This window comes from Enterovibrio nigricans DSM 22720, assembly GCF_900167155.1.
GTDB lineage: Bacteria > Pseudomonadota > Gammaproteobacteria > Enterobacterales > Vibrionaceae > Enterovibrio > Enterovibrio nigricans.
Genome location: NZ_FUXU01000100.1, coordinates 1 through 11,456 on the forward strand (window position 1 = coordinate 1; position 11,456 = coordinate 11,456).

Annotated in this window: 11 protein-coding genes; 9 read left to right on the forward strand and 2 right to left on the reverse strand. The window is 47.7% G+C overall.

Going from position 1 to position 11,456, the window contains the following annotated elements:
* Positions 1-18: 18 nt before the first annotated feature.
* Positions 19-1,614, reverse strand: a complete 1,596-nt coding sequence (locus tag B5D35_RS20665; RefSeq protein WP_078754381.1) for an alpha-amylase family glycosyl hydrolase — start codon at positions 1,612-1,614, stop codon at positions 19-21.
* A 268-nt stretch (positions 1,615-1,882) separates the two neighbouring features.
* Here B5D35_RS20665 and B5D35_RS25050 point away from each other — a divergent pair, with 268 nt between their 5' ends.
* From B5D35_RS25050 to B5D35_RS20695, 6 genes are all read left to right on the forward strand, one after another.
* Positions 1,883-2,701 carry a PAS domain S-box protein gene (locus B5D35_RS25050; protein WP_078754382.1) on the forward strand — a complete coding sequence of 273 codons (819 nt, stop codon included), beginning with the start codon at positions 1,883-1,885 and terminating at the stop codon, positions 2,699-2,701.
* A 17-nt stretch (positions 2,702-2,718) separates the two neighbouring features.
* Positions 2,719-3,597, forward strand: a complete 879-nt coding sequence (locus tag B5D35_RS25545; protein ID WP_078754390.1) for a PAS domain S-box protein — start codon at positions 2,719-2,721, stop codon at positions 3,595-3,597.
* Positions 3,598-3,806: 209 nt separating this feature from the next.
* Positions 3,807-3,986, forward strand: coding sequence for a periplasmic nitrate reductase, NapE protein (locus B5D35_RS20680; RefSeq protein ID WP_078754391.1), 180 nt, complete (start codon positions 3,807-3,809; stop codon positions 3,984-3,986).
* Between the two features lie 39 nt (positions 3,987-4,025).
* On the forward strand, positions 4,026-5,204 hold the full coding sequence (gene torC / locus B5D35_RS20685) for a pentaheme c-type cytochrome TorC (protein WP_078754383.1): 1,179 nt from the start codon (positions 4,026-4,028) through the stop codon (positions 5,202-5,204).
* Positions 5,205-5,217: 13 nt separating this feature from the next.
* Positions 5,218-7,695, forward strand: a complete 2,478-nt coding sequence (gene torA, locus B5D35_RS20690) for a trimethylamine-N-oxide reductase TorA (RefSeq protein WP_078754384.1) — start codon at positions 5,218-5,220, stop codon at positions 7,693-7,695.
* 113 nt (positions 7,696-7,808) lie between these two features.
* Positions 7,809-8,498 (forward strand): SOS response-associated peptidase family protein, encoded by a 690-nt coding sequence (locus B5D35_RS20695; RefSeq protein WP_078754385.1) that lies wholly within the window; start codon positions 7,809-7,811, stop codon positions 8,496-8,498.
* A 4-nt stretch (positions 8,499-8,502) separates the two neighbouring features.
* On the opposite strand, the gene B5D35_RS20700 is transcribed toward B5D35_RS20695, so the two are convergent.
* Positions 8,503-8,916 carry a globin family protein gene (locus B5D35_RS20700; RefSeq protein WP_078754386.1) on the reverse strand — a complete coding sequence of 138 codons (414 nt, stop codon included), beginning with the start codon at positions 8,914-8,916 and terminating at the stop codon, positions 8,503-8,505.
* Positions 8,917-9,244: 328 nt separating this feature from the next.
* Between B5D35_RS20700 and B5D35_RS20705 the strand changes: the two genes are divergently transcribed.
* The 3 genes from B5D35_RS20705 to B5D35_RS20715 all read left to right on the forward strand — a co-directional run bounded on the left by B5D35_RS20705 (position 9,245) and on the right by B5D35_RS20715 (position 11,395).
* Positions 9,245-9,811 (forward strand): GNAT family N-acetyltransferase, encoded by a 567-nt coding sequence (locus tag B5D35_RS20705; protein WP_078754387.1) that lies wholly within the window; start codon positions 9,245-9,247, stop codon positions 9,809-9,811.
* 31 nt (positions 9,812-9,842) lie between these two features.
* Positions 9,843-10,631 carry an alpha/beta fold hydrolase gene (locus tag B5D35_RS20710; RefSeq protein WP_078754388.1) on the forward strand — a complete coding sequence of 263 codons (789 nt, stop codon included), beginning with the start codon at positions 9,843-9,845 and terminating at the stop codon, positions 10,629-10,631.
* A gap of 149 nt (positions 10,632-10,780) precedes the next feature.
* A complete protein-coding gene (locus B5D35_RS20715; protein WP_078754389.1) occupies positions 10,781-11,395 on the forward strand; it encodes a PAS domain-containing protein in 615 nt (204 codons plus the stop codon).
* The last annotated feature ends 61 nt before the right edge of the window (positions 11,396-11,456 follow it).

Consider the following 11,456-nt stretch of genomic DNA (forward strand, 5'->3'; position numbering starts at 1 on the left):
TTTTTAACTCAGGATAACCTAGGGTCTCAGCGGCCTTCTACTAACTTTGCAACGGAGCCCTTTTTTCTCCTGCACGTTGGTATGCGGGATAGCCAACGTATTGGCGTGACAAGGCAAGTTCAATTTTACGGTTGCCTCATGTGCAGATCCGTTTAAGGCGATGATGAGTGTTTGATCTTCATGTTGACGTTCTAACACCATCAAGGTTTGATTAAAGGCCAGTAAACGGCAACGGCCGTGGAGTAAGGCGGGATAGGATTTCCGCCAATGGAGAAATTCGCGGGTAAAGTGTAGTACCGAGTCTGACTGAGCCTTCTGGGTTGAAACCGTCAATGTGGCGTGATTGGCGTCGAGCGGTAGCCAGGAGGCTTGTTCGCTAAACCCAAAAAATGGCTTGTTGTGATCCCAGGGTATCGGCGTTCGGCATCCATCTCGCCCGACGTAATTGGCAATAACTTGTTTACCAAACAAATCACGTCGATCCTCTGGGGCAACCTCCGCTTCGGGTAAGCCAAGTTCTTCGCCTTGATACAGGGTGATCGCCCCGCGCAATACCGCCAACAGAGTGAGCAGCAATTTTGCAGCATCAGGATGATCCTGAGCCCCTTGCCATCGCGTGACGACACGGGCGATGTCATGATTTCCCGTACTCCAACATCCCAACCCCGGGTGCACAGTGTCAAAGAACTGTTTTAGCTGTACGCCAACCTGATGAAAATTTTGGCACATGCTGAGCGATTCAAAAACGTTTGCAGCGTCGAGCGCATCCTCTTCGCTGGTGTAGCGGTCGATGACAGGGTAGGGCGAAGGGTCGCTTAACGAGCCAAGCAGCCACTTTTTTTCATCATAACTGTCCGCGATAACGCGAAGTTGTTTCAGTAAGTGGATGTTCTCAGGGCGGCTGATATTGTAGCGCTGGCTTTGATATTGATAAGGGTCAGCTCTAGCAGGGTCTTGTCTGTCGAGGTGTTTCGGCGGATTATTTCTGAGTTTATCATCATGTAAATACAGGTTTACCGAGTCTAGGCGCAAACCGGTTACCCCCAGATCAAACCAAAATCGTACACTTGCGAGCAATTCACGGACGACATCGGGGTGGCGGTAATTTAGATCTGGCTGATTACTGAGTGTGTTGTGAAGGTAATATTTGCTGCGGGTTGGGTGCCAGCGCCATGCTGACTCGCCAAATATAGTCAGCCAATTGTTGGGCGGTGAGCCATCGGCTTTTGCTGGTGCCCATACATACCAATCTGTCTTCACATTGTCTTCTTGGCGGCTGCTTTCTAAAAACCACGGGTGTTTCGTCGATGTGTGGTTCGCAACGAAATCCATGAACACCATTAGTTTCCGTTTCTTTGCTTCTGCTATCAGTGTTTTGACGTTCTCAATCGTTCCATATTCAGGGTTGATACCTCTTAAATCGGTGATGTCATAGCCAAAGTCATTGAGAGGGGAGTTAAAAATGGGAGAGAGGAGAATGCCATCCACCCCCAACCATTGAAAGTAGTCGAGCTTCTCACAGACACCCTTGATGTCGCCGATACCATCACTGTTGCTGTCAAAAAAGCTTCGAACGTAGACATAGTAGAGGATCGGTGACTCGTTAGGGGTCATGGTTCTTTCATTTTCCCTTTGGGTTAAAATGTGAGGAGGGAGCTTTCGATTAAGCCTAGCTGAGGTTTGACAGAGGCAAAGTTGAAATTGCGACGTGTTTTACAGTGTAAAGTCATTCTCTCTCTCAAAAAATGCGGTTGTTGCTTGGTCCAAAGAGAAAAGACCCAGATCTCAATTTGTTGCTCTTGAAATTGCTGTCTACGCTTTATTTAGGTATCGCACAAGTGCGACTAATAATCACAACGACTAGCAATGTGGGATTAGAGCGATGGGATTGTTTGGAAATAGCCACGATGGTGTAGTGAAGCAAGTGCTTGATAACGCGGCAGATGCCATCGTTTACACCGATAAAAAAAATAGAATTCGCTACGTCAATGCATCCGCTGAACGACTTTTCAATAAATCAGCCAGTTTACTGATTGGAGAAGACATTGGCTCCTTGGGTTTTGGGGCTGTACAAGAAGGCACAACGCGTCAGGAGATGCGATCTTCCGATGGTTCGTCTGTTTTGCTTGAGTTGTCCGTCTCCCGCATCAAGGTATCCGGTGGCGATGGGTGGGCCTTGTTCGCCAAAGACATTTCTATTGCAACGCAAGAGCAGCAGCGTGTCGAACAAATGCTCTCGCAATCGGTCAATAGTGTGGTGTCGATTGATGGCAACAATCACGTGACATACATGAATCCTGCGGCAGAGGAATTATGGGGCTATAAAGCGGATGAAGTGATTGGGCAAAATGTGAAAATGTTGGTGCCTAAGGAACTACGCGGCTTTCACGACACGTATGTAAACACCAATCGACAGACCAAAGTCGACATCATTGTAGGAACAAGTCGGGATGTCGAGTTGGAGCGCCGTGATGGCAGCAAAATCTGGGCGAACCTGTCGCTTTCTCGCACCGACGTAGCCGGAGAAATCGGGTATACCGCTTTTGCACGCGACATCACCAAAGAAAAGATAGCGCGAGAAGAAAATGAGCAGGTGCTGCGCCAAGCGATTGATGCCGTGATCAGTATTGATCAAAACAACTTAGTCACCTTCTTTAACCCGGCGGCTGAAGTGCTGTGGGGCTATACCCAGATGAGGTGATTGGGCAAAATGTTAAAATGTTGGTGCCGAAGGAATTTCAAGCCAATCATGACAATTACGTAAACAGTAACCGTCGCACAGGGAACAACAAAATCGTGGGCGCTGCACGAGAGTTGGAACTCGAACGCAAAGACGGTAACCGAATTTGGGTTAACTTTTCGCTATCGAAAGTCGATATTGGCGGCAGCATTGGTTATACCGCTTTCGTGCGCGACATTACACAGCAACGGATGGCGCAACAAGCCATCAATCAAACCTTGTCACAAGCTCTTGATGCGGTGGTGACCATTGATGATGACAACATCGTCACCTTCTTTAACCCTGCGGCTGAGGCGCTTTGGGGGTACGCTGCTGACGAGGTTGTTGGCAAAAACGTGAAGATGTTAGTTCCACCTGAAATACAAGGGAATCACGATAACTTCGTGAATGCCAACCGCACGACGGGCCAAGACAAAATCGTGGGCTCAAGTCGAGAAGTCCCCGTTCATCGTAAAGACGGCCAGATATACTACGGGCTCTTGTCGCTTTCCAGAGTGAAACTGGATGGTCAGACGTTGTATACCGCGTTTGTGAAAGATGTGACGGCGCAAGTTCAGCAGCGTGAAGGCATGGGTGAAATCATGGATGGTGTTGCGAAGTCGAGTGCTGAAATTTCGAATATTGCAAAAGTGATCGATGGTATCTCTGAGCAAACCAATTTGCTGGCGCTCAATGCGGCGATTGAGGCTGCACGTGCGGGCGAGCATGGTCGAGGCTTTGCCGTGGTTGCTGATGAAGTTCGCCAGCTGGCATCTCGCTCTTCGGAATCAACCAATGAAATTAACCGCCTATCTGACAACACGCAAAAACTGCTTACAGAGCTATCTGAGGTTCTGAAAGCGGCAACGGGCCAATAAAAAATAGAAGGGAGACGGGGTCTTAACCGTCTCCCTTTTTCTATCCTGTCCATATATCGCCTACCGTGCTGTAAATAAAGACAATGTATTGATATATGCATCAATAAAGAGACACGAAGTGTGTATCTCTCACCTAGACTTGTCATGAGCATATTTGTAATCCAGCGGGAGTGCGAGAACTTTCCCTGGAGATAATGAAGGACAATGTCATGGATAATAACGAAACAGATATCGTCGCTGGTCCTGAAAAAGGCACCTTTGAGTGGCGAGCTTTCTTTTTTATTGCCGTTTTTCTCTTTCCGATTTTAAGTGTCGTCCTCATAGGTGGCTATGGGTTTATCGTCTGGATAAGTCAGGTGTTTATTTTCGGACCTCCCGGTCACGGCTAAAAACTACACCCGCCTCGACATCAATATGAGCAGACGATCATGAAAGTATTTATTCGTAAACTCTGGGCAACGCTCGGACGTCCAGCAACAAAAATCAGCTTAGGGACCTTAACACTTGGCGGTTTTATCGCGGGTGTGATTTTTTGGGGGGGCTTTAATACGGCCTTGGAGCTGACCAACACAGAAAAATTCTGTATTTCGTGCCATTCCATGCGCGATAACGTTTATCCTGAACTGCAAAAAACCGTTCACTGGTCGAACACATCCGGTGTGCGGGCGACATGCCCTGATTGTCACGTGCCTCATAATTGGACGGACAAAATCGCACGCAAAATGCAAGCCAGTAAGGAAGTGTTTGCGCAGATTTTTGGTGTGATTGGTACCCGAGAAAAATTCCTCGATAAGCGGCTTGAGCTTGCTCAGCATGAGTGGGCCAGATTTTCTGCTAACGGATCGATGGAGTGCAAAGCCTGCCACAAATATGAAAGTATGCAGATTGAAAATATGCGGCCTGCAGCCCGCATTCAGATGGCCCATGCAGCGAAGACAGATCAAAGCTGTATTGATTGCCACAAAGGGATCGCCCACCAGCTGCCTGCTGAAATGGACTCCACGGGAGGCATGCTAGGTAAGTTGCTCTCACTTTCTCACAGCACCAGTTACGATAAAGACAAGCCGTTATACAGCGTGAATTTCTTGGAAATGTACACGGATGATGCGTTGAAAAATGATGGTGGTGTGCTTGAACCTGCCACCATGGTAACAGTGATCGATGATAAGGATGACGCCATCAAAATCTCACTGACAGGTTGGCGAAAAATGAAAGGCTTCGGACGAGTGGTTTATGAAGATTTCGGCCTGAATATCCCTTCTGCTGCCTTGTCGAAGGCCGTCGCACAGAGTCAAACTGACATTCGAACCTTTGAGACGAAAGATGATGATCTGACCGGCTTAACTTGGCAACGGATTGAAGTGGATCTTTGGGCGAAAAAAGCCGATTTCGTAGAGAGCATTGATCCGGTTTGGACGGAAGCGAAGCAAGCGTATGAAACCAACTGTAGCCTGTGTCATACCCAGCCAGATGTGGCGCATTTCGACGCCAATACATGGCCGGGTATGTTTGATGGAATGATGGGTTTTGTGAACTTTGATCAAGCCACACAAGTGCTTGTTTTGAAATATCTGCAAAAGCATTCCAGTACGTTTGCAGAGCACTAAGGAGAACTGACTCATGACCATGAATCGCAGAACATTCCTGAAAAACATGCTGTCGGTCAGTGCCGCTACTGTTATAGGCCCAAGCCTGCTTGTTGCGTCAAATGCCGAAGCAAATACTGAATTGCTTGATGGTGCTTGGCGTACATCGGGTTCTCACTGGGGCGCATTTAGAGCGCGTGTGGCTGGTGGTAAAGTGGTAGAGGTCGTTCCCTTTAGCCATGACAAACACCCCACAGAAATGCTTGAAGGCGTGAAGGGACTTATTTACAACCCGTCTCGTGTGCGTTACCCCATGGTACGCCTTGATTGGCTCAAACGCACTGAAGGGTGGAATACTACACGGGGTGATAATCGTTTTGTTCGCGTCACCTGGGATCAAGCGCTTGATCTGTTTTACAGTGAGTTGGAGCGGGTACAGAAAACCTATGGACCGTCAGGCTTGCTGGCTGGGCAAACAGGTTGGCGTCAGACCGGACAATTTCATAGCTGTACCACACACATGCAACGTGCAATGGCCATGCATGGTTTCTTTGTGAAGAAGATTGGGGATTATTCAACGGGGGCGGGTCAAACCATAATGCCTTACGTGCTGGGTTCCACCGAAGTGTATGCACAGCAAACATCGTGGTCGCTCGTGCTGGAAAATGCCAAGCAAATTGTTATCTGGGCCAATGACCCAGTCAAAAATGCGCAGGTTGGTTGGCAGTGCCCAACGCACGACGTATACGGCGAGTTTGCCAAGCTAAAAGAGAAAGTGGATAGCGGGGAAATTAAAGTCATTTCTGTTGACCCTGTGGTCAGTAAAACCCAGAAATATTTGGGTTGCGATCATCTCTACATTAACCCGCAAACCGATGTGCCGTTCATGCTGGCGATCGCGCATACCCTCTACACCGAAGACCTCTATGATAAAGACTTCATTAAAGTCTACTGCTTAGGCTTTGAAGGCTTTATTGATTACGTCATGGGTAAAACCAAAGACAAGGTAGAGAAAACCCCCGAGTGGGCAGAAAAAATCTGTGGCGTTTCTGCCGATAAAATCCGCGAATTCTCACGCATGTTGGCAAGTCAGCGTACGCAACTAATGTTTGGTTGGTGCATTCAACGGCAGCAACATGGTGAGCAGCCATATTGGATGGGCGCGGTAATCGCGAGCATGTTGGGTGGAATAGGGTTGCCGGGGGGTGGGATTTCGTATGCACACCATTACTCTGGGATTGGCGAACCTGCGACGGGCGCGGCGGGACCGGGTGGCTTCCCACGCAACCTTGACCCTGGCATGGAACCTAAATACAACAACAGTGACTTTAAAGGTTATGCGAGCACGATTCCCGTGGCGCGTTGGATTGAGTCAATTGAAGAACCCGGTAAAGTCATTAACTACAATGGCAGCAAAGTGAAACTGCCGCCGATCAAAATGGTCGTCGTCAGTGGTAACAATCCTTGGCACCACCATCAAGATCATAACCGAATGAAAAAGGCCTATTACAACATTGAAACGGCCGTCACCATCGATTTCGCGTGGACGGCAACGTGTCGCTTCTCCGACATTGTATTGCCAGCCTGTACCCAGTTTGAGCGTAACGATATCGACCTCTATGGTGCGTATTCTGCCACTGGGGTGTTGGCGATGCACAAGCTGGTGGATCCGCTTTATCAATCCCGTACGGATTTTGACATTTTCAAAGGCCTCACTGCGCGCTTTGGCTTGAATAAAGACAAAGAGTTTGCGCAGGAAATGGGTGAAATGCAGTGGGTAGAGAAGCTCTATAACGAATGTGTGGCAGCAAACAAGGGTAACTTTGAGATGCCGGACTTCAAAACCTTCTGGAAAGACGGTTACGTCAGCTTCGGCAAAGGCAACACCTATGTTCGCCATGCCTTGTTCCGAGAAGATCCTGAACTCAATCCGCTTGGAACTCCGTCTGGGTTTATTGAAATTACCAGCCGTAAAATCGGCAGCTACGGCTATGAATACTGCCAAGAACACCCTATGTGGTTTGAAAAAGCTGAGCGTTCTCACGGTGGCCCTGGCTCAGAAAAATACCCATTCTGGCTGCAATCCTGTCACCCTGATAAACGCCTCCACTCTCAAATGTGTGAATCACCTGCGTTACGGGAAACCTACACAGTACAAGGGCGAGAACCTGCGTACATCAACCCTGAAGATGCCAAAGAAAAAGGCATTAAAGACGGTGACTTGATCCGAGTGTATAACGATCGTGGACAGTTAATCGCAGGGGCGGTGGTGTCAGACCAGTATCCGCGAGGTGTGATACGTATACAGGAAGGGGCATGGTATGGGCCGACAGGCTCGGAAATCAATGCCATCGATACCTATGGTGACCCGAATACGGTAACGCTGGATGTGGGCACTTCTGAACTGGCACAGGCCTGTAGTGCGTATACCTGTGTAGTCGAATACGAGAAGTTCAAAGGTGAAGCACCTGCAGTGAATGCCTTTACAGGACCCATCGAAGTGACGCTGTAAACTTACTTCAAACAAAGAATGGAAAAGGGAGCGGCGTGTGCTGCTCCCTTTTTTGTTGAATTGAATATAAGCAGCTAAGGTGTAGATCGTATATATCGTCAAAAGGATGAGGAATGTGCGGACGCTTTAACGTCACTGACGACCCCTACATGCATGCGCTGTTGCAGGAACTTGGTATTGATTTAGGTCCTTTACCTTTGCGGGTTTGCGAAGATATTGCTCCCTCTCAGCTTGTCTGCATCGTCATTAAGGAAGATGGACAGAACGTACTTCGTGATGCGATATGGTGGCTGCTATTGGAACAAGTGGAGGCGGGATTCAAACCCTTGTCGAAGTATGCCAGTTTTAATACGCGCAGCGACAAACTTAAAGTGCCTCGAAGTGCGGGATATGTCCCTTTTAGGCAATCACGTTGCATTATTCCAGCATCAGGGTTTGTTGAAACTGAACAAGGCCACGCTTTTACCCTTGAACCCATTGACGACGCCATTGCTTTTGGTGGGCTTTACAAAGCGTGGCGGCACACGTTGACGGGCGAGGTTGTGCACTCTTGCTCCATTGTAACCTTACCGCCACATCCGCGTATTGCGCTATACCATTCGAAGTCTATCCCACTGATGCTGCCAGATGAGGCATTCATTCGTGAGATGTGGCTTGATGGGAACCTAACAAGCACCGATGCGCTTACGCCGTTGCTAACACCATTGTTGCCGTTTGATGTGCGTGTCACTCCCATCAAACGGGCGTCAGAGCGAGAGCCTATTGGTTCGCCAAATGTTGTCACGAAAGACGATGCAGCCTGATGAATTAGGCGGCCATTTCTGCTTTCATGACGTCAGAAACAAAATGCAGCATTGTTGACCATGCGTCACGCACTTCAGGGGTGAACTCATCACCCAGCCCGATTTTCAGTGTATGTAATAACGCATTACAAACGGGCGTGAAATGCGTGGTTTTCACGCCATAACTGACATGACGTTGTGCCAGCTGTTTGAGAACCGGTGCCAGATTTTCTGGCGAATCTAAACTGTTTACCGCAGCGTGTATCATCGCCATCAGTTTTCGGCCTTGTTGCTTCATGTCCCCTTTGAACAGTGGTTTTAGCGTCGGATCGTAGGAAAACAACGTATCGTAAAATATCTCAGCAGCTTTCAACGAAATGGGTTCTACTTTCTTAAAGCTACTTGTGATCAATGTGATTTGTTTTGGCGTTAAAGACATGAGCTTTTACCCTAAATGAGAGGAGTGTTTTTATAATAGGTATATCAATAGGGTAGAAAAGGGAGAGGGGTTTTCCAGTTTATAATGCAATACGTTGCAAATGTAGCGTGGTAATTTTGTTTTGTTGAGGTGAAAATTCTGATCTCACCGAGATTGTGATGACCTTTTCTCGCGATATTGCTGAGGTTGCTATAGGTTAGATATGAACGTAAATGAGTAAGCAGTTTGACCGCGCTTTACTTGAAGCTTACGGGTAAACCGAAAAAAGCGTTAAGGGGCGATCACAATAAAAAGACCGTATGGGAACGGCTTAGAAACAAGGAAGACTATGTTACAACTAGATGATATTTGCTTGCGACCCGCCAGAGTGGATGAAAGAGATCATCTATGGCATTTCATTTATGTCGACAATGAATGGAAACAGCACGACGCGCCCTACTTCCCGCTAGAATATCAATCTCGGTTCCAGTTTCGCCGAAACCTGTTTAAGCGATTGAAAGCAGGGGAAACAGCCATGGTGATCGAATATCAAGACATGGCGATAGGCTATTTGTCATGTTATTGGGAAGATCAGTCCACACGATGGCTAGAAGTGGGTATCACACTATTCACGTCTCAATATTGGGGAAAGCAACTTGGGCGAAAAGCACTCACACTATGGATTACACATCTTTTTGATCGAACAGACGTTGCACGTATTGGTTTAACAACGTGGTCGGGTAACCCGCGAATGATGAAGTGTGCTGAGGCACTCGGATTGCAGGAAGAAGGGCGTATCCGCAAAGTTCGGTATTACAAAGGGGAATACTATGACTCTCTGCGTTATGGTGTTCTGCGTGAAGAGTGGCGAAATCTGCGACGAGGAGAAGTACACACCCTTCGATGCGCGGGTTAGCCGACGGGGTTTTACAGTGTAAAGGTGCAAAATGCCCACGATAACCTGTATCGATATACCGCTTCATTTTGAACGAAAGGGCAGTGGGCCTCCTCTTGTTTTTCTGCACGGTTTAGGCTCCAGCAGTGTCGATTGGTCAGAGCAAATCACCTTCTTTTCTCAACATTTCGATGTGATTGCGCCGGACTTCCCGTTGCACGGCCGATCTGGCGGAAAAATCGATGCCTTCTCATTGCCCCACTGTACTGATGCCATCAATGCGTTGCTGGTCGGTTTATCAATAAAAAAGGCTACTGTTGTTGGGGTTTCCATGGGGGGAATGGTTGGTATGGAATTAGCAATTAGATACCCTGCAAAAGTTGCGAAATTGGCGGTGGTCAATGCGTTGGCAGAATGCAAACCGCGCACGGCCATAGAATGGTGGATGGTGCTAACAAGGCGATTCTTACTGAAATTTGTGTCTGTTGCCCGCATAGCAAAACTGATGGGAAAGCAACTTTTTCCCGGAGAAGCATTGAAAGATAAGCGCAGTCAGGCTGTTGTTAGGTGGAGCCTGAATGATAGAGCCAGCTACATTGCGGCTTTCAATGCGATAATTGGTTGGCAGGTGCTTGATAAACTCCCCCTTATCACATGCCCGCTTTTTCTCATTAGTGCAGAGTTTGACCACACTTCGCCCTCTTCAAAAAAAGTCCTCGCCGCTCTCTACCCTGATGGGGCATTTTCCATGATTCCAGGTATGCGTCACCTTGTGCCGTTGGAGTCTCCGGAAGTCTTCAATCAAACGCTCAATATTTGGCTGTCGCGATATCACGACTAAATCACCATGTCTACCGTAAATAAGCCAGATTTCCCGTACCGAGATAAACGTGTATAGCTTCGGCTAGTTGCTTGAGTTTTTTCGTGATTTTTCCGGAAGAATGGATCATATCGACTAGAATTCTTAGTACTGGGAAAGGAACCTTACAAATGCAAACTTCGATACTTTCACGTTTACTGCGATCACTGGGAAATGTATTTGGTTCACAACCTTCTGTTGAGATAGACGCTGGAGCAAAGGTTCCGGTGCCGGAAAAAATCATTGGTTTGCAACCTGCTGTTGATAGTGAAGCCGAAGCAAAGATGGCGGCACTGGATAAAACGCTTGCGATCATTGAATTTGATACGTCAGGGAACATTCTTCATGCCAATGCGAATTTTCTGGAAGTCATGGGTTACACCCTAGCTGAAGTGAAAGGCAATCATCATTCGATGTTTGTTTCGTTCGAGTATTCAAAAACGTCTACTTACCGTGATTTTTGGCTTCGACTCGCGGAGGGTAAGCCGTTTAGTGACGAATACAAGCGTATCGGGAAAAATGGTAGGGAGGTCTGGATCCAAGCATCATACAACCCCGTTCTTGCGCCCAATGGTCACGTTCAGAAAGTCGTGAAATTTGCGACGGACATTACACAAGAGAAAACCCTTAACCTTGATCTCGCCGGGCAAATAGATGCCATTAATCGCAGTCAGGCTGTGATTGAATTTGACTTGCAAGGCAATATTCTGGCTCCGTTGCAAAGTTTTAAGTTTCAGGCAATCTAGTGTCACCTTCCTCGTCGTTTATTAAGCATGACTGATTTCAAAGGGCGTCACTTTTCTGGCC

Bases quoted from the DNA above. Each gene is read 5' to 3' on its own strand.
- B5D35_RS20695 (WP_078754385.1), top strand. From the start codon at position 7,809: ATGTGCGGACGCTTTAACGTCACTGACGACCCCTACATGCATGCGCTG.
- B5D35_RS20680 (WP_078754391.1), top strand. From the start codon at position 3,807: ATGGATAATAACGAAACAGATATCGTCGCTGGTCCTGAAAAAGGCACC.
- B5D35_RS20715 (WP_078754389.1), top strand. From the start codon at position 10,781: ATGCAAACTTCGATACTTTCACGTTTACTGCGATCACTGGGAAATGTA.
- B5D35_RS20705 (WP_078754387.1), top strand. From the start codon at position 9,245: ATGTTACAACTAGATGATATTTGCTTGCGACCCGCCAGAGTGGATGAA.
- B5D35_RS20710 (WP_078754388.1), top strand. From the start codon at position 9,843: ATGCCCACGATAACCTGTATCGATATACCGCTTCATTTTGAACGAAAG.
- torA (WP_078754384.1), top strand. From the start codon at position 5,218: ATGACCATGAATCGCAGAACATTCCTGAAAAACATGCTGTCGGTCAGT.
- B5D35_RS20700 (WP_078754386.1), bottom strand. From the start codon at position 8,916: ATGTCTTTAACGCCAAAACAAATCACATTGATCACAAGTAGCTTTAAG.
- B5D35_RS25545 (WP_078754390.1), top strand. From the start codon at position 2,719: ATGTTGGTGCCGAAGGAATTTCAAGCCAATCATGACAATTACGTAAAC.
- B5D35_RS25050 (WP_078754382.1), top strand. From the start codon at position 1,883: ATGGGATTGTTTGGAAATAGCCACGATGGTGTAGTGAAGCAAGTGCTT.
- B5D35_RS20665 (WP_078754381.1), bottom strand. From the start codon at position 1,614: ATGACCCCTAACGAGTCACCGATCCTCTACTATGTCTACGTTCGAAGC.
- torC (WP_078754383.1), top strand. From the start codon at position 4,026: ATGAAAGTATTTATTCGTAAACTCTGGGCAACGCTCGGACGTCCAGCA.